Here is a 21,867-nt window from a genome sequence, read left to right on the forward strand (position 1 = left end):
GAATTCGTTTTCTGTCCTTGCTATCTCTTCCAGTGTGTTGCCTCAATCGCAGAGACCGTTCCTTTGTAGGCTTCCGCAAGTTTAAGTGCGGCGTTGTGGGCGGCGCTCTCGATGGTGTCGTCCAGAGGCGTGAGTTCAACCTTGCCGTAGCGGCGCTCAAGGGCACGCTGGATCAGGAAATCAGTAAACCAGGGATTTTTTGGCAGCAATGGACCATGCAGGTAGGTGCCGAAGACATTCTTGTATACTGCGCCTTCGCCGCCATCCTTGCCATTATTGCCCCAACCGGAGAGGACGCGCCCGAGCGGCTTTGCTTTTGGGCCGAGATAGGTACGTCCACTATGATTCTCATAGCCAACCAGAATCTGTTTGCCTGAGCCGAAGTCACATTCGAGCGCCATATGCGTCATAAAGCGCTCAGAACTGCCCTCTGTATGCATGTCGAGCAGGCCTACGCCTTTAAGCTCTGGACCCTCGAAGGGTTTGTAGGAATGGCCGAGAAGCTGATAGCCCGCGCATACGCTCAGGAAGACGGTTCCGGCCTCTGCCGCTTCACGCAGTGAGGGCGCTTTCGCCTGAATATCTTGCGAAGCGATCTCCATCTCGCGGTCAGCGCCACCGTGGAAAAGGATCAGGTCATATTGAGTAAAATCCGGCGTCTGCTTGACATAAATGGGATCAACCTCGGTTGCGATTCCGCGCCATTTACAGCGCTTCTCGATAGAGAAGAGGTTTCCTCTATCGGCTGCCACACACATCAACGTCGGGTAAAGGTGGGCAATTTTCAGCACTAAGCGCCCGCCGTTCTCTTGCTGGCTCATGTTATTCCTCCCAGTAGTGTTTGACCCAACCGCGCTTCTGCATAATCTTGCGCAGTTCCTGTGTTGGTGTATAGCCGCTGAGAATATAGAGCGTGCCACCGGGTTCTACATTGCGCAGAGCGGCATCAAGTGCGGCTTCACGATCATGAATCATCTTGATTTTGTCTGTAGAGACTTCGGCATATTTCAGACGCATTGCCAGTTCCTCGGCCTTGTTGCCACAACAGATGGCGTCAAGGATATCTGGCACAATCTCCTCAATATCGGCATCCCAGAGCCAGGCAAAATCTTCGCCATCAACGACCGTGTTACTCATCGCGAGCAACAGATGCTTTTTCCCTTGATGCTGTGCGATCAAGCGCATTATCAAGTTAAATGAGGTTGGATTCTTGACGAATGACAGGTAGATGGTTTTGTCACCAGCCTGAATCTTCTCCAGGCGTCCGAAGGCCGGGCGAATGTGGCTGAGCGCGGCGTCCGATTTTGTGATGTCGAAGTCAGCAGCCATCGATGCAGCGATTGCTGCCGCGGCGTTGTAGACGTTATGCAATCCGGGCAAGGGAATTGTCAGTTCGATATCTCCCTGTGGGGTACGGATCGTGGTGTGCGTCGGGCCCTCACCATCGGAGGCAAGCTGTACCGAGGTGGCCGCGAAATCCAGCTTGGGCAGCGTGTAGCCACAGTTGGGGCAGCTATACAGGCCGAGATGCGAGAGGTATGCAACTTTGTATTCAAGGTCATGATTACAATGAATACAGCGAATGATATCTGCTGACTGCTCAGGAACCGGTGTCCCGACCTCCATTGTTTCAAGGCCAAAGTAAACACGGCGGGCTCGGGCGTTCTGACCGAAGTTTGCAACCTGAGGATCATTGCCGTTAAGCACGATGGTGGCCGTCTCTGGCAGGCTTTCCAGCATCTTATCAAGGGCCTTTGCCACGGAATAGAGCTCACCATAGCGGTCAAGCTGATCGCGGAAGATATTGGTGATAACCACCACATCCGGCTGAATCTCCGGCACGGCATGCGGGATCGTGCCTTCGTCGATCTCGAAGAGCAGCACATCACAGTCAAGGTTGCCAAAGATGCTGGCGGCGTTGACCGCGACGGAAGTTACGCCCTGAAGCAGGTTGGAACCGGTTCGGTTCTGTGAGACCCGGAAGCGGTTCGCGTCAGCGATCGCTGCGGTCATACGCGCGGTAGTGGTCTTGCCGTTACTGCCAGTGATAACGATCTTTCTGGCTTTGCTTGCACCAACGACGGACTTTAAAACATTAGGATCAATTCTGCGGGCAATCATTCCCGGAAGGCTGGTGCCACCTCCTATGCGAAGAAGTCGACCGGAGGCACTGGCGAGTTTTCCAGCAGAGATAGCCAGCGCAAGGCGAGCACGGTCAATGCCGCTTGGTGATTCTGCAGCCGGAAGTGTCGGCTGTGGCCTGGCTTGTTCTTTATGTTCGCTTTTTACATCCTTTGTCTGCATATGCTCTTTTACTTTCGTCCTGAAAAATGAATCAATTCAGAGAAGATCAGGTTATTTCTATAGGTTGTTTGCAGTATAACAGACCGCGCGAGAATGGGGCAAGCTTGCTAGTCACAATGTCAGTGTTGTATTTGCATACTTTCTTTTTAGATGATGTGGAAAGAGACAACCTGTTTCTTGCTGAGAGGGAGACCACCCTGAAAGGGTGATCTTCCCTCTGCTATACCTTCTTGCATGCTTTGCGAGAAAGGTCGCATTGAATTGAACTACGATCGAATTGTTGTGTAATGAACGAGCCGTTTCCAGCTTTTGGCTGACTCTTCGGGAAACCGAAGGTGTTCAGACCGCCATTTTTGTCAAAGTAATTCATAATCGGTCCAGAAATACTATATCCGGTATAGACATAGTAGCGGCCTTTATCGGCTGTCGGAATCGTAAGTTCCTTCTGGTCTTTCTCAAAGAAATTCCAGTCGGCATCGTATGGAATGGGGTGCTCTTTATCTACTTCAGCAGGAGAGATCCATGTATAAGAGTTGAAGCCCCAGTTCATCAGGCTGCGCATATCAGTCCACCAGTCCTTTGTGTGGATCGCGACGCCGATCAGATGCTTGCCATTGCGTGTACAGGAAACGACCTGCACAAAATTCTTCTCGCCATCCCATCCCGGTTTTCCTCCGTCGACGCCCGGATACCACCAGAGAAACTGATTGCCGTTGATCAGAGTGAACTCGGGATGCTCTTTTGTCTTCGGGATATCATATTCTTTCGTGGAGGAGATCGCTTTTACCAGCTTGTTGCTCAGGCTCTCCTTCCCTAGAATTGCCAGATCATGAGAGCTGGAATAATGCTCTTTTTCCAGCAAGCCATGAGGATTCATAAAATGTGTATCCCGCAGACCCAGTTGTTGCGCTCGCTGGTTCATCAGAGAGACAAATGTGTTGAGATTGCCGCTAACACTATCGGCGATCGCAACCGCTGCATCGTTGCCCGAGACCAGCATCAGGCCATAGAGCAGATCTTTCAGCGTATAGGTTTCACCCTTTTTGATCCCCATAACCGAACTGTCTTCCGAAAGCTCACTGATATCCTTCCAGATTTGCCCCTCGATTTTGATCTTTTGATCCAGCTTCCCATGCTCAACGGCAAGGAGGGCCGTCATCAGTTTGGTAGTACTGAGGATCGGGAGCCGGGTAAAGGGATTATGCGCATATAGTGTTTCGCCGGTATCCGCATCCAGCAGGTAGGCAGCCTGAGCGAAGACCGGGGGTGAGGGATGGTCGGTACTGGGTGGATGAATTACCAGTTGATGCGGGTCTTCTGTTGGTTCAGTCTTTGGTGTGGCCGTCGTATGCTCCGTTGTGCTTTGTAGCGGCGTGATGATCTGCTGAGGCTGTGGACGAATCGCGCTAACCGCCAGCGGCGTAATGAGCAACAGCGCCACGATAGCCGTAATGAGCACTGTCAGAGAGCGCTGCCGCGGCATTGTTTGCAGGTAAGCCAGAAAGGAACGTGGTTGCTGCTTTTTGGTGCTCCAACGTCGGTTGGTGGCCGAGTATGGCTGATAGACCGCTTTGCGGGTACGCGGTTTCAGAGATACTTTTGACGGCGTGTTGAGCGGCGTCAGTGCGGCCATGTCCTCGTCTGCCTCTGCATCTGACTCGCGTAATACCCTGGTTGCACGTTCCTGCGGGGTAGGAGGGGCAAGCCGTGCGCGTGAGCGTCTGGGCATACGAGAATGAGGCCGGAGGATCTCCGTGCTTGGCGACAGTTTATCGGTTGGACTGGTCATATCCTCCAGTGTAGGCTCATCCTCATCCATGTATTCCGTTGCCCGGCTTCCTCTGCGTGTTGTGCGTCTTTGAGCCGGAGGACTATAGGCCGAAGTATCCATGACATTACGCCACTTCCTGGGTCTGGCTGTTTCCTGGGAGGTCTCTGTTGCTAATGAATAGTCTTCTTCGTGCGGTGGCTGTGTAGCCATGCTCCGGTTTCTCCTTAAAGGGCTTGTTTGCCATTTCTAAAGGTATGAATATAGTCACGATAATGTAACAGGGTATTACATTCTTTTAAGATCGTTCTTTTGCAGAGTTACGCAGCAATGCTTATATTACCCGGTTCTTATCGCTCTTTCAACCCTTTCCTGTCTATATAGACGGGGTTTAGGGGGTTTTTGGTTGCAATGAATCCCTGCTCTGCGGCGCTCTATTTCGCTTGGAATGGGTCAGTAGTATAGATATAGCGGCGGAAATGAGGTGTGTGTTCGGAAGGATATTTTCTATGTTGTCTAAGAAGGAGTATCCCAGGGACTTTCAGGCTATATCCGGGAAGAGGAAGGTTCATTTTCCTCTCTCTTTGTTTGCTCCCCGTCGTCTGTCGCCGGCTGTTTTCATGCTCATCTGTCTCTTTTGTCTCTCGACTGTCCTATCGGTCCCCTTGCTTCTGATAGCGCAACAGCGAGAGCAAGCACAATTTTCACCTGTACAGGCGACTGAGGTTGCCTGTACCCGGCTCCAGATTCATCAGGAAGAGGGCACATTGGTGGCGCTACAGGCCGCAGTACTGAAGCTACAGACCGGATCGGGGCGGGTGCTGGACATCGCCTATAACGAAGATACTCGCTTTCTTGAACGAGCGCCGCTGCGCGCCTCTGGCCTGCGGGAGGGCGTACCGGTTGAGGTAGTGGTTTCGCGTAAAGATACTGTCTCCACTGCCTCCGATGATATCTATACCGCTCAGACCGTTTTTGTGTTGAATACCAGGCTTGATCCAGTACCGATACGGCTACAGCAACTCTGTCCCTTCGCCCGGACACAAGAGCAGGAGCTTCGCGGCACGGTGAGTAAGCGCACGCGTGATATGCTGCTTGTGAGGGCACTGGATCAAAGCGGAGTTCCATCTGAGTTCAAGGTGGCGCTCACGAACAAAACCGGTCTGTTTGCGCTGAACGAGGGCTCTGTTGTCAGCTTGCGTGAGGGCAACATACTTTCTCTACTGGTGATGGCCGATGTTCAGCATGAAATGATGGCGCTGAGTGTGCTGCAAGAGAAATAGCGGAGAAACCTGCTTGGAGGAAATGTTATGGTGGAGAAGACCGCTATAGAACCGGAGATAGAAGATATTGAGGCGCATTTTGGTCTGGCGCCGCGTCGGCCTTTCTGGAAACGGTTTCCCCGGTCGATATTGATAGGATCGCTTTTTCTGGCACTGATACTCATTGTCTCTCCCTGGCTGATTTCGCTGGCTGTGCGGCCTCCCTATGCCCTGGCAAGCACTGTTGCGGGCAATATCGCCGTGAAGCTGTCGGCTCCGGGCGTGTTAAAAGCGCGAGCTCTCTACAACATGCAGTTCCGTGAGACGGGACAGGTAAGTGAGATCAGTGTCTATGTTGGGCAGAGGGTCAGACAGGGGCAGGTACTGGCAAAGCTGACAGTCGACGATACATTATTACGGGCTGACGTTAGCAAACAGCAGGAGGCGGTCGATGCGGCGCAGGCGGCTGTAGATACCGCTCGAACCAATCTGAATGCGGCTCAGCAACACCTCAATTATATTCAGTCCACGAATGCCGCGACGCTGGCAAGCGCACAGCAGGAGCTCCAACAGCAGCTAGCTGTCTGTACCACTGAGGTGTGCAGGAAGCAGGCCCGAAATACCTTTACCCGTGTCCAGAATCAGCTTAACGTCGATAACACAGCAGCGCAGAATCAGCTTAATGCCGCGAACGCTCAGGTGGAGAGCGCACAGGGAACGTTGCAGATCGCTCAGGTCCAACTGGCCGAAGCGCAAAAGAAGCTGGACGAGGTGCTCACCGGAGCGCTATTAACAGCTCCAGTCAACGCAACAGTTGCCGCGATTCATGGTACTGTGGGTCAGATTATCTCGGGAGAACAGCACACCGAGCAGCCATTTATCGTGCTTGCTGACACCGATTCGTACACCATTGCGGCACAGGTCAATGAAACTGATATCGGACGTGTCCGACGCGGACAGCCAGCGCTGTTTACAGTACAGCCCTATCCAGGACAGACGTTTCGTGCCACGGTCTCCACAGTAGAGACGGTTGGCGAAACGATCAACAAAAAGGTGATGTATACGGTGCATTTACAGGTGGATCAGCAGAGTATCAAGGATGCACAGCTCTATTCAGGGATGTCGACACAGGTAACGATCACTACCGATCAGCGGATAGGAGCGCTCTTGATTCCCACCTCGGCCCTGGAATTCGCGGAGAAGGCGCTTCAGGCCGGAAAGGTCGAACAGAGTCGTGTTGCCTCGCTGTTGCCGCTGGTGCAACAGGGGAGAAAGCGGCATATTGTCCTTCAGTGGCGTGATGGTGTGCTGGAACCGCTAGTCATTGATGTCGGGTTGAATACGGGAAAGTATGTTGAGGTACTTTCCGGGCTTCAGAATGGGGATCAGGTGGTGATCGGTGAGTAAGGGAGAGCAGAATGTGGCATAATGGAGCTAAAAGGACGATACTATCAATGCTGTCTGGCGAGGTGAAAATACTATGAGCACACTCATTGCGGTTGCGCAACTACAGTCACATGTTCAACCCGAAGAGAACCTGCCGAAAGCTGTTGCAGCAATCAACAAAGCGGCCTCTCGTGGCGCTCAACTGGTGGTGTTACCAGAGATCTTTATGGCATGGCTCTCGCACGAGAACTTTAATGCTGCTACAGCGCGACAACTTGCGCAGCCCCTTGATGGGCCCTTTGTGACCGGGTTACGTCAGGCTGCTCGGGAGGCGAATATCTGGGTGGTGTGTGGCACATTGGAGACGGCAGAGGGAACGGTTGACAAGTCATATAATACGACCGTCGTTATTGATAATAGCGGAAACCTTGTCACCTGTTATCGCAAGACACACCTGTTTGATGCTTTTGGCTATCTTGAATCGAACGTGTTTGCTCGTGGAGAGCAGCTTTTCCAGCCAATCGAAACGCCATTTGGGCGGATGGGGCTGTTCGTCTGCTATGAGTTGCGTTTCCCGGAGGTCGCCCGGGCTCAGGCCGCTCAGGGAGCTGATTTGATCGTCGTTCCAGCCGGATGGGTCAACGGCTCGATGAAGGAGGTGCACTGGCGGAACCTGGTGACAGCGCGCGCGATTGAGAATACAACCTATGTTGTTGCCTGCAATCAGGTGGGTCATCAGTTTCTGGGCCGCTCGTTGATTGTTGATCCGATGGGGGTTGCGCTGGCCGAGGGCCCCGAAGTGGAAAGTATGCTATATGCTGAGATCGATAGCCAGCGGCTCGCTCAGGTGCGCTCAACCGTTCCTTCCGTTTCACATCGCCGCCCCGAATTGTACCACCTGTTGCATTGCTGATGCATTCAGGTTATCATGTTCGGAAATAGAGCCAGGGCAAAAGCGCGTATAGAGAAGGATAACACAACAGGCAAGCGTTTTTGCCCTGGTGCTTGTATTGCCGATTTTAAGTATTTAAATGGCGGCGCGGCAAAGCAGCTACAGATATTCTCTGAAGAAAGGAATGCATACCAGATGGAGCTTGCCGAGATCAAAAGGCTTATCGAGGAAGGGGAGATCGAATTTATCAAGCTCGGTACTCCCGACATTGAAGGAGTCTTTCGGGGGAAGAGGGTAGCAGCACAATTTTTTCTGGACTCCCTGGAGGAGGGATTTGCACAGTCAGACGTTATTTTCGGTTGGGATATTGCTGAGAACGTTCTACCAAACCTGGATATTAGCAACTGGGAACGCGGCTTCACCGATTTTGTGATGAAGCCTGATCTCTCGACCTTTGCGCTTGTCCCCTGGGAGCAGCGGGTTGCTTCCTGCATCTGTGATATGTGGACAGAACATGGTGATCCCATTCTCGTTGCGCCGCGCTATGTATTACAGAAGGTGATCGAGCGTGGGCGTGAGATGGGGTTTGAGGCAATGGCAGCGGCTGAGCTCGAAGTGCGCTATTTCCGTGAGACACAGATCTCTTTACGCGAGAAAGATTTCAGCACCAATCTGGTTCCGCTCAATCCAGGGACAAATTGCTATGTAATCAGCCATGCCACCACGGACGAACCGTTGATCGGGCATATTGCGCGAATGATGCGCGATTATGGCATCGAGATTGAGGGCTACACACGAGAACACGGCCCTGGCATGTACGAGATGAATATGCGCTATACCGATATCCTGTCGGCTGCTGACCGCACCATGCTATTTAAGAACGGTGTGAAGGAGCTGAGTCACCAGCTTGGCTATGTCGCGACCTTTATGGCAAAGTGGAACGACAAAGAGGACGGCAGTAGCGGCCATACCCATCTCAGCTTGTGGGATCGCAACCGTGAGCGTAATGTCTTCTGGGATACAGACGCCGAGGGCCACATGTCCGAAACCATGCGGCACTTTGTGGCGGGTGTACTGGCGAAAATGCCGGAGTTGCAGGTCCTGTACGCGCCCGTGATTAACTCCTACAAACGCTATATTGAAGGATCCTGGGCTCCGCTGAATACCTCATGGGGCATGGATAACCGTACCTGCGCTGTGCGTGTCATCAACAGCGGTAAGCGCGCTATTCGTATTGAGAACCGGGTACCGGGCTGTGATGCGAACTTCTATCTGGTGCTGGCAGCTATGCTGGCAAGCGGCCTCTATGGGATTGAGCATAAGCTTGAGCTGCCAGGCCGCCTTGAGGGTAATGCATATAGCCGTGCTGCGCTTCAGAAGGCAATGCAGGAGGGCGCGATTCAGCCGCTTGCACGTAACCTGACCGAGGCGACCGATAGATTTGAACAGAGCGAGATGGCCCGGGAGTATCTGGGTTCCTACTTTGTGGATCACTTTGTTGCTACGCGCCGCTGGGAGGTGCAGGAGTTTGAACGCGCTGTCACTGACTGGGAGCGTCGTCGCTATTTCGAGCTGATCTAAGCACCTGGGAGGGGTGGTCTCTGCCAACGAGACCACCTTTTTTCGGCTCTGGCTTCGGCCATCAGCGTGATGCTATCTTCCCTTTCTCGCTTGTTGTATTTCCAGATGAAGCAGAGAATAGACATGATTGATGCGCCTCTCACTCTCTATAAAGTTACAGCCTTTGCAACGCGCAAGAATGGCTCAGAGCTGCTCGTATTTCACCATCCCACAGCGGGTGTACAGGTGCCTGCCGGAACCGTTGAAACAGGCGAAACGCTGGAGGAAGCGCTTGTCCGTGAGTTGTTTGAAGAGACAGGACTGCATGCAACCGGAGGTATCAAGCACCTGGGAACACAAGTTTCCTGCTTGAGCGAGGAACGAGGTGTTCTGCTGCGCTCGGTATTGTTGCGAACCGAACCGATGGAAGCAGCAGCAGTTGTGCCCGAGACCGATATTTTGCGCGCGGAACTCGGTAGAGGATGGGCGGTCCGAGTACTGGAGCGTACCGATTCCTGGGCTCGCGTTCTGTATGAGGAATATGATCTCTCCGTTCAACCATCGCTGGTGCGGGCGAGCCTTGAGGGATGGATTCCGGCCCGGTTTCTGGCCTCGCGTCTGGAGCGCAGCTTTTTCCATGTGCCAATGCTGGATGCGACACCGGATACCTGGGACTGGCAGCCAAAGGGTGGCTTTCAGGAGCAAATGCTCCTCTTTCGGCTCTTCTGGACCCCCCTCGTGCCGCGTCCGCGCCTTGTTGCTGGCCAGGATGAGTGGCTTGCGAGCATGTATACCCGGCTGCTGGACGAGGCGACTAAGCCTTTTTCTGGATAAGACATCGATAAACCTGCTCGCCATAGCCTTCCCAGACGCGCTGAAAGTGGGAGCGAACAGGCAGGTCAGAACCTGTCAGATAGCGCTCACTATGGCATTTCTGAAAACGGGTATCCTGTTCAATGATTGCGAGCATGTCGAAAAAGAAATCGCATACATCGGTCATCACGCTGAGTGTGCCTTCCGGCTTCAGGGCTCGATGCATCTGTTCAAGGAACTCGGCGTTCAGTAGGCGACGCTTCTGGTGTCTCGGACGCAGATGCGGATCGGGAAAGTGAAGATAGACGCTTTTCAGCGTATCGGGCATCAGCAGCGGATACATCTGCCGGAAGTCAGCATTGATGAACTTGAGATTAGGTAGACGATACCTCACAGCCTGCTCTACCGCTTTATCCAGCATTTTCCGGGAGATGTCCACGCCTACAAAGTTTGTGTGTGGACGCTCACGGGCCAGGAAGAGGAGCAATTCGCCGCTACCGCAACCTATTTCGAGTTCTAAGGGCTGCTCATTCTCAAAGAGTGCGGCTGAAGTCAGAGGCGGGAACTGTTGCCAGTTGTGAAAGAGCGCTTCGGGTGAGTAGCAGCGTAGATAGTGTTGCTGTTCGTGCTGATCGATCTGCTGAGCGCGTGTGAAGCGCAAGAATGTACGCCGTGGCATGTCGCGTCGTCTCCTTTCTCCTGTATGATAGCCGCCCTTTTGCACGGATGCAAGGTTTTTCTCTGCCGTGCTATGATGTAGAGGTTGTGGTTTATGGGTGGTGTGCGGATCTCTTCTGTTCTGTAAGGAATGAAAGGAAGGCGTTATGTTGCGAAGGATTTGTGTCTATTGTGGCTCTAGCTCTGGTTTTCGGAAGGAGTATCGGGAGGCGGCTGAGGCACTTGGGCGTGAGCTGGCTGAACGAAAACTAGGTCTGGTCTATGGTGGTGCCTCTGTTGGCTTGATGGGAACGGTTGCTGATAGCGTACTGGCGGCGGGAGGTGAGGCGATCGGGGTCTTACCACGCGCCCTGTTCGGTATTGAGCTGATGCATAAAGGGCTGACGCAACTGCATGAGGTGGGCAGTATGCATGAGCGCAAACAGCTTATGGCCGATCTCTCAGATGGCTTTATCGCGCTGCCCGGTGGCTTTGGCACTTTCGATGAGCTCTTTGAGATTATCACCTGGGCGCAACTGGGCATCCATCAGAAGCCAGTCGGATTGTTGAATGTTGCTGGCTACTTTCAACCGCTGCTGGCGATGGTTGATCATGCCATTCAAGAAGGCTTTGTCAAGGAGGAATATCGCTCATTCCTGCTGGTTCATGAGCACCCTGCTGCCTTGCTGGAGAGCATTGCTAACTTTACGCCTCGGACCGATATCCTCAAGTGGATTGATGAAGAAAAGATAGAGCCATAAAGTCGCCCCGGGAATCGTTCTCCTGCCTGGGTCTTTCAGGTAGGAGAAAGTCGCTTCCCTGTGATGATGCATGATATAATGAGAGGCGAGTTCTATTGTTTTTGTAGCATTATCAGGATTGCAGAGATGAGGAATGTGCGTGGTGCTGCTGAGAAGACAAAAGGTGTCATTCTCCTGGTAGAGGACGATGCGCAGCATGCCAAATTGTTAGTCCAGGCAATTGCTCAAAGGCGTCCTTATCGCGTTTTCCATGCATCTGATGGGCCAACAACACTCAAGTTTACCGAGTATTTTCGGCCTAATCTCTTTATTCTGGATTATCGCCTGCCTGCAATGAATGGGATCGAACTGTACGAGCGTCTGCGCCTGCGGCGTGATTTGCAGCATATCCCTGTACTGATGATTAGCGCGGCATTACCTTCAAAAGAGATACGAGAACGAGGGATTGTAGGATTGCGGAAGCCCTTTAACCTGCAAGACCTCTTCAGAAAGATTGATTCTCTGTTGTCGGAATAGGGGGTATCCCTGCTGGACAGAGAACCGGCCTCTGACCGGTTCTCCGCTTCGTTTTTTCCTTTTTTTTATACCTCTTTTTTGGGGCCGACCCAGATGGTTTTGATGTTTGTGAACTCGCGTATGCCAAAGCTGGAGAGCTCTCGTCCGTAGCCGCTTCGCTTGATCCCACCGAACGGGAGTCGGGGGTCACTGGCAGTCATTCCATTGATAAAGACCGAGCCGGACTCAATGCGGCGGGCAAGTTGCTGGCCACGCTCTACGTTGCGGGTCCAGAGGTTGCCGCCTAGCCCGAAATCGGAATCGTTTGCCAGTTCGATGGCGTGGTTGGCGTCTCGGGCACGAATGACCGCGGCGACCGGACCAAAGGTCTCTTCACGAAAGATCGGCATGGCAGGCGTTACATTGCCGATAATAGTCGTCTCGTAAAAGTAGCCCTTGCGCGGAAGCCGATTCCCGCCAAGCAGGAGCTTCCCGCCCATCGCGAGCGTTTCTTGTACCTGTCGTTCAAGCGTGTCTCGAAGATCGGCGCGAGCCAGCGGCCCAATCCGGGTTGTCGAATCGAGTGGATCGCCTACGCGTAGTTGTGAGGCGGCGGCGGCAAACTTCTCTTCAAATTCCTGTGCGACAGCCTCAACGACAATAAAGCGTTTCGCCGCGATACAGCTCTGCCCGGTATTCTGGTAGCGAGCGCGGGCGGCTGTGGCGGCGGCGCCATCTATGTCGGCGTCTTCCAGCACAATAAAGGCATCGGAGCCTCCCAGTTCAAGCACGTTCTTTTTCAGTGCTCTGCCACTGGCGGCGGCCACCTGAGCCCCGACACTGTCGCTTCCAGTCAGCGTCACAGCGGCGATGCGTTTATCGGCAATCAGAGTATCGGTCTTTGAGCCGGGAACCAGCACGGTGCGGAAGAGGCCGTGCGGCGCGCCACACTCCTTGAAGATACGCTCAATTTCCAGCGCCACGCGTGACACGTTTGAGGCATGTTTCAGGACGGCGGCATTGCCAGCCATCAAGGCCGGTGCCGCGAACCGGAACACCTGCCAGTACGGGAAATTCCAGGGCATCAGCGCAAGAATCACGCCAAGCGGTTGAAAGGCAACATAGCTCTCCGATGCGTCGGTTTGAATTGGTTCATCTGCCAGAAAGTGGGCCGCGTTTTCGGCGTAATAATCGCAGTTCCAGGCGCATTTCTCAACCTCAGCCTCGGATTCGATGATAGGTTTACCCATTTCCAGTGTCGCAAGGCGGGCCAGCTCGGATTTATGGGCGCGAAGATAGCCAGCGATTCGATGAAAGAGGGTGCTCCGGTCAGCAAAGGAGCTTTCGCGCCATTGAAGGAAGGCCTTGCGGGCGTCGTCAAGGGCAGCATCGATCTCTGCGGCGCTGAAGGGCTGGAACTCTTCGATGAGCTCTTCTGTCGCAGGGTTAATGGATTGTATGCTCATACATTGTTCCTCCTGCTTTTTCTTTGCACTATTGTATTTCACGGTGTATGTCAGAGACAAGATGAGCGCTTTTTTTTTGCCCCGTTTCTGCGTCAAATATTCTGAAGGGTAAAACTGTAAAAACGGTTTGCCTGCTTTTGGAAGATGGCATTCTGGTTTGTAAAAGGACGACAGGCATGAGTATTCACAGTGATAGAAGAATTCTGTTTCGGCATCAGGATATCAGATATGTGATGCATGCGCTGAAACTGAAGAAGTCCTGTGCACTGATTGGCGCTGATGGGGCCGGGAAAACGTCGTTTCTGCGCCGCCTGCTCTCGCAGGAAGTGCAGGAGCAGTTTCTAGCAGATCAGCAGGAAGCTTTTCTTTTTCTGTTTCTGAACACGTATGAGCTTGAGCAATCATCTGCTCTGGCTTATTATCAGCGAATGGCTCTGCTGCTTGAGCCTTCCTATCGTCAGCTTGGGCCCTCATTGCCTGAAGGAAATGTGCTCTTGCTGGAAAACGAGACGATTGCGCGACATCTCCTTTTTGAGCGCGTAGAGGCAATCTTACAGGCGAAGCCGGATCTGACCATTGTCTTTCTGATCGATGCATTTGATGCGGCTTTTGTGGAAGTAAAGCCGCATTTCTTGCGGGTGTTGCGGGCCTTACGCGAGGAGGCGCAGCGACGCGTGTGCTATGTCGTTTCCTGTAGCAATCTGCCCGCGTTGATCTGTCAGACCCCGGAGGGTAAGGTTGTCAAAGAAAGCTTTCTGGAACTCTTCAATGGGCATGTGCGCGGACTGAAGGGCTTAGAGCATACTGACATTCAGCTCTTGCTCCGGGACGTACAGCAAGAGTATCATTTCTTCTGTTCTCCCGAGATCGAGCAACTGCTGATTGAGGTCACCGGCGGTTATCATAATCTGTTGCGCATGGCACTTGCCACGCAGGCAGAGAGAACAGTGCGCTTACATGAGCGTGACTCTATCACAGTATGCGCAGAAAAGTTGATCCGGGACAGTGGTGTCTTGAGCGCCTGTGAACAGCTCTGGAACAGTTTAAGCGATATCGAGCAACACATGCTATTCCAGATGCAGAAAGGCCTGCTTTCCCGCAATGCGCTGGTTGAGCTCTTCCCGGTACGGCAGGTGAACGATGCCCTGAATTCCTTGCTGCTCAAGGGCATCCTGATAGAGACAAATCGGAGCAAGGTGTATCGCTGTTTCGCACCGCTCTTTGTCGCGTTCGTGCTCTTGCAGCTCTCAACGCAGACGCATGGGTTACAGCTTGATATGATACGGCGGCAAGTCTGGATTGATGGCAAGCTACATCCTGTTCGCCTGACGGTGAAGGAGTTCACGCTGTTAACGTATCTGGCACAGCATGCGGGCGAGATTTGTTCGCGGGCCGAAACAACCAAAGCGGTCTATGGTGAGGAGTACGATCCCTTACGCGATGATGCCCGACTGGATGCGCTGGTAGAGCGGACGCGTCATTGTATTGGTGATCGTTCGCGCTCTCCACGTTTTCTGGAAACAGTACGCGGTATCGGGCATCGGTTGAACGGGTATGGAGGTGAGCGCCGCTAACCCTTTAGAAAGACTGTTGAGCTGTAGCGAGCGCCTGACAGATCAGATCTGCTGCCTGCTCATAGGTGAAGAGGCCTGTGTTGATGAGCAGGTGATAGAGCTCGATCTGCTGTCCGTCGTTGCCATAGTTATAGAGCAGATAGCGCCTTTGCTCATAGTCTCGTTCTGCGATCAGATGTGCAGCTTCTTCAGCGGAAAGCTGCATCTGCCTCATCACGTTCTGAATACGGAGTTGCATCGGTGCGAATATAGCAATATGCAGCGTGCGCGGTGCTTGTTGCAGCAGCAGTTGTGAGCCGCGACCGACCAGAAGCACGTTTCCCTGGGTTGCAGCCTCAAGTAAGATCTGTTGCGTTAACTGGAAAAGGGCCTGCTCGTGCGATTGTGAGATGATGGCCTCATTTTTATTGAAGACTGTGCCATAGTTGATGGTCAGTGGATTGGTTGTTTGTAAGGCGGTCAGAAGATGTCCCGTAATCCCCGTTGTTTGTTCGTCGTGTTTGGCAACGCTCTGCTCGTCCTGATTCAGCCGCCGCGCCACTTTGCTGATAATATCGTTGTCCACACAGGCAAAGCCGAGGCGTTCGGCGACCAGCCTGGCGATTTCAGACCCTCCGCTCGCGAATTTGCGCGTGACCGTAATAACGGTTGTTCCCACTGGGGGGATATCGGCGGCCAGCAAGTTCTGAGGAACCGCGGTAGGGGACATCGGTTCCGCTACTCTGTTTCTGGGCGGTCGTTTGCGTTGGCGAAAAAAGAGGAGTTGCATACCATTAATCCTTTAACTCACGTACTGTCATTGATCGTCATGCTGTGTTTTATTATATGTCATTGTGTTTTATCTCGACGCTATAGAATATCCTACAACGTAGAGAGGCAAACCGCAAGCTGTGAAAGCGCCCCCAGTTCGCTGAAAGAAGGACAAACTTGTGTTACACTCATTTATAAGTATAGTAGGGCGTTAAAAAGGCTGTCCTGATTCGGAGGGATGAGTGCGTACCATTAACTTACATCAACTGGCGACTTTTCAGGTAGTGGCGAAACACTGTAGCTATGTGCGGGCGGCGGAAGAGCTGCATTTCAGCCAGCCCGCGGTCTCGGCACAGATTCGACAGCTTGAGGAGTCACTGGGCGTTAAGCTCTTCGATAAGATAGGGCGCAGGACACACCTGACTCAGGCAGGGGAAGAACTGTATTTCTATAGTCGGAAAATATTTTCGCTCATTGATGAAACGCTCGATACGATGGAGGCGCTGCGCAGCCCGCACTATGGCAAGCTCAGCGTGGGGGCTGATACCACTGTGGGAACATATGTGATTCCCCGCGTGCTGGGAAAGTTCCGGCAGATGTATCCCGAGGTTGAAATCACGCTGGAAGTGGTCAATCATAATTATCTGGTAGAGGCGCTGATCAACAATCGTATCGATATGGCGATTATGGGGCGGGTGCCGCAGGAAGTGCCATTCTTCGTTGCTCCGTTTGCCCTGAATGAACTGGTGATCGTTGCTCCGCCAACGCATCGGCTGGCCCATTGTCAGCGTATTCCGTTTGCTGAGCTGGCACGCGAACATTTTCTGTTACGTGAGGTCGGTTCGGGCACGCGGGCCGCCCTTGAGGGTGCTTTTCAGGAAGCGGGACTCCCTTTGCAGGTCAGTATGCAGGTGGGAAATAACAGCGCGATCAAGCAGGGGGTGCAGGCAGGATTAGGCATCGCGCTTATTTCGCGGGTCGCGCTTGATATGGAATTAGAGACAAATCGTTTGGTCATCCTCGATGTAGAGGGCTTTCCGATTATCCGACAATGGCGTCTTTTGCATTTGAAGGAAAAGAACCTTTCAGCGACAGCCAGAGCTTTTAAAGCCTTCATGCTGCAACAGACCGAATTGCCTGAGCAGCTCTTAGCTGATAAACAGGCGCTCGCTCCCGAACTGTGAGGATGGCATCAGGAACACTAGAAGGGGGAAACCCATGCAGGAGAATCCGCTTATGCCGACGGGTCAGATGGTGGTCGCTCGTGATTTTGTGGTACGACGTTCTGAACTGACTGTGCCCGGCCATAGCATGAAGATGATGACAAAGGCAGCGGCATCAAGCGCCGATCAGGTCATGTTTGATCTGGAAGATGCCTGTGCGGTCTCGCAGAAAGTGGAGGCGCGGAAAACGGTTATTGAGGCGCTCAAGACGCTTGATTTCAAGGGGAAGCTCCGCGCCTTTCGCCCGAACAACATTCGTACCCGGTTTTTCTATCGCGATCTGATCGATGTTGTTGAGGCGGCAGGACCTTTCATTGATGTTGTGGTCATTCCGAAATGTGAGGGGCCGGAAGATGTTCTCTTTGTGGATCGCCTGCTATCCCAGATCGAAGAGAACATGGGCTTTGAGATCGGACGCATTAAGCTAGAGGCGCTGATAGAGTCCGCGAATGCAGTACTCCATGCCGAGCAGATTGCCAAAGCAACGCCGCGTCTGGGCGGGCTGATTTTCGGGCTGGTCGATTTTGCAGGAGATATCGGGGCGCAGGAACTGGGAGCAGAGCAGTTCTTCTATTACAACTATGCAAAGGCCAAGTGTATTACCGCTGCACGAGCTGCTGGACTGACGGTGGTTGATGGCGTAACGCTCGCTGTACGCGATCTTGAGGCCTGTCGCCGTGATGCGCGGATGGCGGCCCGGATGGGCTTTGATGGTAAGTGGGCAATTCATCCAGCACAAGTGGATGTGATTCATGAGGCATTTACGCCCACAAAAGAGGAGGTGGTAAAGGCGCTGCATATCATCGAGGCCTATGAAAAAGCGGATGTGCAGGAGGGCCGAGGCGCGATCGTGATTGACGATCAGATGATTGATGCCGCTCAGTTGCGTGTTGAGTGGAAGCGCCTCGCGATTGCCCGTAAGACCGGGTTGCTTGCCGCTATTCGCAAGGAAAGTCAGGAAAAACATGAGTGAACAGTGGTTTAAGAACTATGTCACGCTGGCGTTTCAACTGGATGCCGCTATTCACAAGGTGACCGAGACCTCCTATGTGGACTCGTATTATGGGCCGCCTGAGTGGAAAGAGGAGGCATTGACAAAGTGCGACGTATCAGCAAGTGATATGGTGCGAGCAGCGATGGCACTGGCGAATGCGCTCCCGGTACAACAGTTTGAGCCCAGACACGCGCTGTATCTTCAGAAACAGATTGTATCGATGGAAACCATTGCGCGGCGGCTGAGCGGTGAACAGTTTACGCTGGAAGAAGAGGCCGAGCGCTGCCTGGATATTCACCCGGTCTGGATACCAGAGAGCGAATTTGAGCAGGCGCACGCGATCCTTGAGGAGTTGCTTCCGGGTCACGGCAGTCTCTATGAGCGGCGCCTGGCTTATCGTCATCGATACAATGTGCCACAGGAAAAGATGGAGCTGTTGCCGAGGTTGATGGACATGGTGAAAGCGGAGGTTCGGGCGCGTACCAGCACCTTTGTGGCCTTGCCAGAGGAAGAGAGCGTTGAAATTGAGCTGGTAAAGCAGAAACCGTTTGGAGCTCAATGCTGGTATCTCGGGCAGTATCGCTCGAAGATCGATGTTAACACGGATTTGCCGACCTCGGTCAAGCGCCTCCCCGATCTGTTGTGCCATGAGGTCTACCCCGGACACCATACCGAGGCAGTGCTGAAAGAGAAGATTCTGTATAACGAGCGGGGAGAGCTCGATCAGGCGATTGTGCTGTTGGTCAGTCCGCAGTGCGTGATCAGCGAGGGTATTGCGACAATGGCTGCCGAGATGATATTCGCTCCCGGTGAAATTGAGCAGTGGCTTGCCGAGAAGATCTATCCGTTGCTCGGGATGGAGCCTGATCCGGTCGATGTGCGGCGTCTGGAAGCGGCATATGAGACGCTTGAGGGGGTGCGCGGGAACGTGGCTTTTATGCTGCGTGAGGGATGCTCAAAAGAGGAGATGAAGCGCTATCTGGCTCGCTATGCGCTGTCCTCTGAGGCAAATGCTGAAAAGATGCTGGAATTCCTGAGTCAGCCCTATTTCGAGACCTATATTTTTACGTATTATTATGGTAAGCGGCTCCTCAAGCCACATCTTCAGGGTGCTGATCGTTGGGAAATCTTTCGCCGCGTTCTGGTTGAACAATGTCTGCCCTCGGATTTCATCGACTGAAAAAGAAGACGGCCCACGTGCTCTGTGGGCCGTTCAGCTTTATTCCTCAGGTGTCGCGAAGGCATCGTTCGCAAGCATCGTAATGGTCACGTCATCCATAGGTGGATGATGCAACCCGGCGCGAACGTCGCGATAGTAGCGCTGAAGTGGGAAGCTAAGGGAGAGGCTTGCCCCGCCGACGAGGCGCATCGCCAGATCAACGATCTCAACAGCATGGTTGGTGACCAGATATTTCGCGGCAGCGAACTGGCTTGCTGGCACACTGGTATCGTCGATGGTGAATTGCTCGGCGACGCCAAAGAAAACCGCCTTGCTTTGCAACAGAGCCAGCTCAATTTTCGCCATTTTCTCCTGAATATGAGGGAGGGTGGTGATTGGTTGCTTGAGCGAGTTCGGGCGGCGTTTTTGCGCGAATTTGACCGCCTCATTGCGTGCTGCCTCAGCAATGCCAAGATAGACAGCGGCGGTCGGGAAGGACCAGGCGCTCAGGCGATGTTTGGCGGCAGGGTTGGAAGGAAGCTGGTTCTCCATATAGGCCTCTGGCTCAAGGTGGACCTCTTCAAGAATCAGATCGTGGCTGCCACTTCCACGCATACCGACCGAGTTCCAGGTTTCCTTGATGCTCACGCCTTTCGCGCTGCGAGGAATCAGAAAGCTACCACGTTCGGCGTTGAGCGATGGCAGATCGGTTGTATCTTCGATGGCGCAACTGGTCAGGAAGAAGTAGAGTGCAGGGCTGCCAGTGGTGAAGGTTTTGCGCCCGGTAACGACCCATGAGCCATCGGGCTGACGGACGGCCTTTGTCGTGGGAAGACCTCCCCGGCTTGGGCTGCCAGTCGCAGGCTCGCTGAGGGCTGCATTGAGCAGTGCGCCTTCTTCGATCACGGCCTGACAGACACGGGCAAAGAATGCATTATGTCCGGTTCCGGCTGCGTTTTCTGCCATCTTCGCGATATTGGAGAGGTGCATGCTGGCTGCGAGGGCCGTTGATGCATCTCCCTGAGCAAGGCGCTGCTGCGCCAGTGAGACATCAAGCAAGCTGGCACCCATGCCGCCATACTCTTTCGGTACGGTCATGGTGAGGTAGCCAGAGGCTCGCAAATCGTCATAGTTCTCGTAGGGGAAAATACCGGCCCAATCTTTCTCGGCGGCTCGTTTGGCAAATGTATCGGCGAGTTCTCCTGCTAGAGCGAGTAACTTCTTTTGTTCCTCTGTCTTAGGATACGCGGGAAAGGTCATGTAGAAACTCCTTAACATGGACGAGTTTTTCTGTTGTGGGTGTATTGGCTCGATTGGCTTTATTGGCTTTATTGTATTATATTTTTGAGCAGTTTGCCTTGTTCACGGCAACTTCTACCGGGCAAGGCGTGGCCCTGGGAGGCTGGAGCGGGGAAACAAAAAAGTGGACACTCCATGTGTCCACCCTGTGGATGCTAGCCGATGATTTGCGTGTATAGATCATAAATAGTGGAAGTCGCTTCTTTCTCTCCTACCTGTCTGGCTAGCTGCTCATGATAGAGGTCGACACGCCTCATACGAGCCTGAATAAAGTCATGTTTTGCTGTGCCCCATGAGAAGCCTGACAGTCCAAGTTTCATGGCCTGATATTCGTCTTCAATCTGGCGACGAAGCCGAGCAACTTCACTTTGACCCATAGTTTTCCGTTCCTTGCTTTCTTCTTTTCTAGCTCAGTGGATGCAAATCTGCAAATGAGATCCTTCTTATTGCTTCCTTCCCTCTTGCAACCTCCCTGCCTATCTCAAATTCTTTAAACGAGAATGTACTATATTTTATCGGAGGTTGCATCCAAAAATTGAGCTTTGTTGATAAAAGTGGTGTGAGAGATGTGCAGGAGCATCGCGCCCCTGCCTGTTTAACAGTAGTTCATCTTGCACTTGCCTCTTTCATCTTGTTGTTAAGCATACAAGCTCAACCCTCTCTTCGTCAAGAGGAAAGTGCAGGTGAATACTGAGAAATGTTCTATCTCCCCTGAGAAAAGTTCTGCTTTGTTGAGCTAACGCAGGTGCTGCTTGAGAAATTGGACGGCGCGAGGCCAGGCATCGGCGGCTGCCTGCGCATTATAGGCGTCATGGCTCGGGTTGAGGAAGGCATGTCCTGCGTCATAGACTTTGACTGTCAAATCCTTCCCGGCATCATGGTAGAGCTTCTCGATTTTCTGTATCTGGCTCTGGGGAATGCCTTTATCCTGCTTCCCGTAGATGGCGAGAATCGGGCAGCGTACCCGCGCTACCTCTTCTGGAGTCGGGTCATAGTGTCCGGCATAGAAGGGGACAGCACAGCCCAGGTCAGGATAGCGTTCAGCGGTCAGGAACGTGAGCAGGCCGCCAAGACAAAAGCCAATGATCCCCGGTTTCTTTGGGGTAATGGCCAGCTGCTGTTTGACCATGTCCAGCGTCGCGGCGATTTCGCCGAGGGCGCGATCCAGGTTCTGGCGTACCAGCATCACCATTTTTGTCGCGTCGTCCGGCTCGGTTGCTACACGTCCATGATACAGGTCGGGGACCGCCACAAGAAAACCCTCGCTGGCAAGCTTTTGCCCCAGATCGATGATATGCGCCTCAATGCCCCACCATTCCTGAATCAGAACAATGCCGGGATGCTGCTGATCGTCATCGGGCTGAAAGAGGAATGCATAGGCCCCCTGGTCATTGGTTTCGACTTTCGACATGCGGACAACTGCCATAAGAAAAGCTCCTTTTCTGGAAAGAATAACAGAGGAGAGCCTGGTATAGGCTCTTGCTTCTATACCCGTAGCAATAGA

The 21,867-nt window shown here is 53.1% G+C and carries 20 protein-coding genes; 11 read left to right on the forward strand and 9 right to left on the reverse strand.

Annotated features, from left to right (window positions below; genetic code table 11):
- Positions 1–20: 20 nt before the first annotated feature.
- The 3 genes from KTH_RS28175 to KTH_RS28185 all read right to left on the reverse strand — a co-directional run bounded on the left by KTH_RS28175 (position 21) and on the right by KTH_RS28185 (position 4,285).
- Positions 21–821 (reverse strand): type 1 glutamine amidotransferase, encoded by an 801-nt coding sequence (locus KTH_RS28175; RefSeq protein ID WP_111320326.1) that lies wholly within the window; start codon positions 819–821, stop codon positions 21–23.
- A 1-nt stretch (position 822) separates the two neighbouring features.
- Positions 823–2,304, reverse strand: a complete 1,482-nt coding sequence (locus KTH_RS28180) for a MurT ligase domain-containing protein (protein ID WP_111320328.1) — start codon at positions 2,302–2,304, stop codon at positions 823–825.
- Positions 2,305–2,524: 220 nt separating this feature from the next.
- Positions 2,525–4,285, reverse strand: a complete 1,761-nt coding sequence (locus KTH_RS28185) for a D-alanyl-D-alanine carboxypeptidase family protein (protein WP_111320330.1) — start codon at positions 4,283–4,285, stop codon at positions 2,525–2,527.
- A 371-nt stretch (positions 4,286–4,656) separates the two neighbouring features.
- Between KTH_RS28185 and KTH_RS28190 the strand changes: the two genes are divergently transcribed.
- From KTH_RS28190 to KTH_RS28210, 5 genes are all read left to right on the forward strand, one after another.
- The gene (locus tag KTH_RS28190) at positions 4,657–5,355 is read left to right on the forward strand and encodes a hypothetical protein (RefSeq protein WP_211326066.1); all 699 of its coding nucleotides are present in this window, start codon (positions 4,657–4,659) and stop codon (positions 5,353–5,355) included.
- Between the two features lie 27 nt (positions 5,356–5,382).
- Positions 5,383–6,741, forward strand: coding sequence for an efflux RND transporter periplasmic adaptor subunit (locus tag KTH_RS28195; RefSeq protein ID WP_111320334.1), 1,359 nt, complete (start codon positions 5,383–5,385; stop codon positions 6,739–6,741).
- 73 nt (positions 6,742–6,814) lie between these two features.
- Positions 6,815–7,633 (forward strand): carbon-nitrogen hydrolase family protein, encoded by an 819-nt coding sequence (locus tag KTH_RS28200; protein WP_111320336.1) that lies wholly within the window; start codon positions 6,815–6,817, stop codon positions 7,631–7,633.
- 174 nt (positions 7,634–7,807) lie between these two features.
- On the forward strand, positions 7,808–9,193 hold the full coding sequence (locus KTH_RS28205; protein WP_170142424.1) for a glutamine synthetase family protein: 1,386 nt from the start codon (positions 7,808–7,810) through the stop codon (positions 9,191–9,193).
- 123 nt (positions 9,194–9,316) lie between these two features.
- The gene (locus KTH_RS28210; protein WP_111320340.1) at positions 9,317–10,006 is read left to right on the forward strand and encodes an NUDIX domain-containing protein; all 690 of its coding nucleotides are present in this window, start codon (positions 9,317–9,319) and stop codon (positions 10,004–10,006) included.
- Here KTH_RS28210 and trmB read toward each other — a convergent pair.
- Positions 9,987–10,664 carry a tRNA (guanosine(46)-N7)-methyltransferase TrmB gene (trmB, locus tag KTH_RS28215; RefSeq protein WP_111320342.1) on the reverse strand — a complete coding sequence of 226 codons (678 nt, stop codon included), beginning with the start codon at positions 10,662–10,664 and terminating at the stop codon, positions 9,987–9,989. The two genes, KTH_RS28210 and trmB, sit on opposite strands and share 20 nt — an antisense overlap.
- A gap of 148 nt (positions 10,665–10,812) precedes the next feature.
- Between trmB and KTH_RS28220 the strand changes: the two genes are divergently transcribed.
- Together KTH_RS28220 and KTH_RS28225 are read left to right on the forward strand one after the other, a co-directional pair.
- Positions 10,813–11,403 carry a TIGR00730 family Rossman fold protein gene (locus KTH_RS28220; protein WP_111320699.1) on the forward strand — a complete coding sequence of 197 codons (591 nt, stop codon included), beginning with the start codon at positions 10,813–10,815 and terminating at the stop codon, positions 11,401–11,403.
- Between the two features lie 126 nt (positions 11,404–11,529).
- Positions 11,530–11,919 carry a response regulator gene (locus tag KTH_RS28225; protein WP_497622201.1) on the forward strand — a complete coding sequence of 130 codons (390 nt, stop codon included), beginning with the start codon at positions 11,530–11,532 and terminating at the stop codon, positions 11,917–11,919.
- 65 nt (positions 11,920–11,984) lie between these two features.
- Here KTH_RS28225 and KTH_RS28230 read toward each other — a convergent pair whose 3' ends face one another.
- A complete protein-coding gene (locus tag KTH_RS28230) occupies positions 11,985–13,364 on the reverse strand; it encodes an NAD-dependent succinate-semialdehyde dehydrogenase (RefSeq protein WP_111320346.1) in 1,380 nt (459 codons plus the stop codon).
- Between the two features lie 176 nt (positions 13,365–13,540).
- Between KTH_RS28230 and KTH_RS28235 the strand changes: the two genes are divergently transcribed.
- Positions 13,541–14,938 carry a winged helix-turn-helix domain-containing protein gene (locus KTH_RS28235; RefSeq protein ID WP_497622203.1) on the forward strand — a complete coding sequence of 466 codons (1,398 nt, stop codon included), beginning with the start codon at positions 13,541–13,543 and terminating at the stop codon, positions 14,936–14,938.
- A gap of 4 nt (positions 14,939–14,942) precedes the next feature.
- Here KTH_RS28235 and KTH_RS28240 read toward each other — a convergent pair whose 3' ends face one another.
- Positions 14,943–15,707: a cytidylate kinase-like family protein gene (locus KTH_RS28240; protein ID WP_111320350.1), complete on the reverse strand. Its 765-nt coding sequence runs from the start codon at positions 15,705–15,707 to the stop codon at positions 14,943–14,945.
- A gap of 223 nt (positions 15,708–15,930) precedes the next feature.
- On the opposite strand from KTH_RS28240, the gene KTH_RS28245 reads away from it, so the two are divergent.
- From KTH_RS28245 to KTH_RS28255, 3 genes are read left to right on the forward strand one after another with little or no spacing between them, the layout of a single operon-like run.
- Complete coding sequence (locus KTH_RS28245; RefSeq protein ID WP_111320363.1) at positions 15,931–16,872, forward strand: LysR substrate-binding domain-containing protein; 942 nt, start codon at positions 15,931–15,933, stop codon at positions 16,870–16,872.
- A gap of 52 nt (positions 16,873–16,924) precedes the next feature.
- Entirely contained in the window at positions 16,925–17,884 is a 960-nt protein-coding gene (locus KTH_RS28250; protein ID WP_170142426.1) for an HpcH/HpaI aldolase/citrate lyase family protein, read from the forward strand.
- Positions 17,877–19,085: a hypothetical protein gene (locus KTH_RS28255; RefSeq protein ID WP_111320367.1), complete on the forward strand. Its 1,209-nt coding sequence runs from the start codon at positions 17,877–17,879 to the stop codon at positions 19,083–19,085. Before KTH_RS28250 ends, KTH_RS28255 begins: the two co-directional genes overlap by 8 nt.
- Before the next feature lie 39 nt (positions 19,086–19,124).
- Here the strand turns inward: KTH_RS28255 and KTH_RS28260 are convergent, their stop codons facing one another.
- The 3 genes from KTH_RS28260 to KTH_RS28270 form a co-directional block, all read right to left on the reverse strand.
- Positions 19,125–20,324: an acyl-CoA dehydrogenase family protein gene (locus tag KTH_RS28260; protein WP_170142427.1), complete on the reverse strand. Its 1,200-nt coding sequence runs from the start codon at positions 20,322–20,324 to the stop codon at positions 19,125–19,127.
- Positions 20,325–20,518: 194 nt separating this feature from the next.
- A complete protein-coding gene (locus KTH_RS28265) occupies positions 20,519–20,740 on the reverse strand; it encodes a hypothetical protein (RefSeq protein WP_111320371.1) in 222 nt (73 codons plus the stop codon).
- Between the two features lie 359 nt (positions 20,741–21,099).
- Positions 21,100–21,789 (reverse strand): dienelactone hydrolase family protein, encoded by a 690-nt coding sequence (locus KTH_RS28270; protein ID WP_497622207.1) that lies wholly within the window; start codon positions 21,787–21,789, stop codon positions 21,100–21,102.
- Positions 21,790–21,867 lie beyond the last annotated feature (78 nt).

It is taken from the genome of Thermosporothrix sp. COM3 (assembly GCF_059696735.1).

What these genes read in the sequence shown, in the direction of transcription:
- KTH_RS28175 (WP_111320326.1), bottom strand. Translation starts at nt 821, where the DNA reads ATGAGCCAGCAAGAGAACGGCGGGCGCTTAGTGCTGAAAATTGCCCAC.
- KTH_RS28180 (WP_111320328.1), bottom strand. Translation starts at nt 2,304, where the DNA reads ATGCAGACAAAGGATGTAAAAAGCGAACATAAAGAACAAGCCAGGCCA.
- KTH_RS28185 (WP_111320330.1), bottom strand. Translation starts at nt 4,285, where the DNA reads ATGGCTACACAGCCACCGCACGAAGAAGACTATTCATTAGCAACAGAG.
- KTH_RS28195 (WP_111320334.1), top strand. Translation starts at nt 5,383, where the DNA reads ATGGTGGAGAAGACCGCTATAGAACCGGAGATAGAAGATATTGAGGCG.
- KTH_RS28200 (WP_111320336.1), top strand. Translation starts at nt 6,815, where the DNA reads ATGAGCACACTCATTGCGGTTGCGCAACTACAGTCACATGTTCAACCC.
- KTH_RS28205 (WP_170142424.1), top strand. Translation starts at nt 7,808, where the DNA reads ATGGAGCTTGCCGAGATCAAAAGGCTTATCGAGGAAGGGGAGATCGAA.
- KTH_RS28210 (WP_111320340.1), top strand. Translation starts at nt 9,317, where the DNA reads ATGATTGATGCGCCTCTCACTCTCTATAAAGTTACAGCCTTTGCAACG.
- trmB (WP_111320342.1), bottom strand. Translation starts at nt 10,664, where the DNA reads ATGCCACGGCGTACATTCTTGCGCTTCACACGCGCTCAGCAGATCGAT.
- KTH_RS28225 (WP_497622201.1), top strand. Translation starts at nt 11,530, where the DNA reads ATGAGGAATGTGCGTGGTGCTGCTGAGAAGACAAAAGGTGTCATTCTC.
- KTH_RS28230 (WP_111320346.1), bottom strand. Translation starts at nt 13,364, where the DNA reads ATGAGCATACAATCCATTAACCCTGCGACAGAAGAGCTCATCGAAGAG.
- KTH_RS28235 (WP_497622203.1), top strand. Translation starts at nt 13,541, where the DNA reads ATGAGTATTCACAGTGATAGAAGAATTCTGTTTCGGCATCAGGATATC.
- KTH_RS28240 (WP_111320350.1), bottom strand. Translation starts at nt 15,707, where the DNA reads ATGCAACTCCTCTTTTTTCGCCAACGCAAACGACCGCCCAGAAACAGA.
- KTH_RS28250 (WP_170142426.1), top strand. Translation starts at nt 16,925, where the DNA reads ATGCCGACGGGTCAGATGGTGGTCGCTCGTGATTTTGTGGTACGACGT.
- KTH_RS28255 (WP_111320367.1), top strand. Translation starts at nt 17,877, where the DNA reads ATGAGTGAACAGTGGTTTAAGAACTATGTCACGCTGGCGTTTCAACTG.
- KTH_RS28260 (WP_170142427.1), bottom strand. Translation starts at nt 20,324, where the DNA reads ATGACCTTTCCCGCGTATCCTAAGACAGAGGAACAAAAGAAGTTACTC.
- KTH_RS28265 (WP_111320371.1), bottom strand. Translation starts at nt 20,740, where the DNA reads ATGGGTCAAAGTGAAGTTGCTCGGCTTCGTCGCCAGATTGAAGACGAA.
- KTH_RS28270 (WP_497622207.1), bottom strand. Translation starts at nt 21,789, where the DNA reads ATGGCAGTTGTCCGCATGTCGAAAGTCGAAACCAATGACCAGGGGGCC.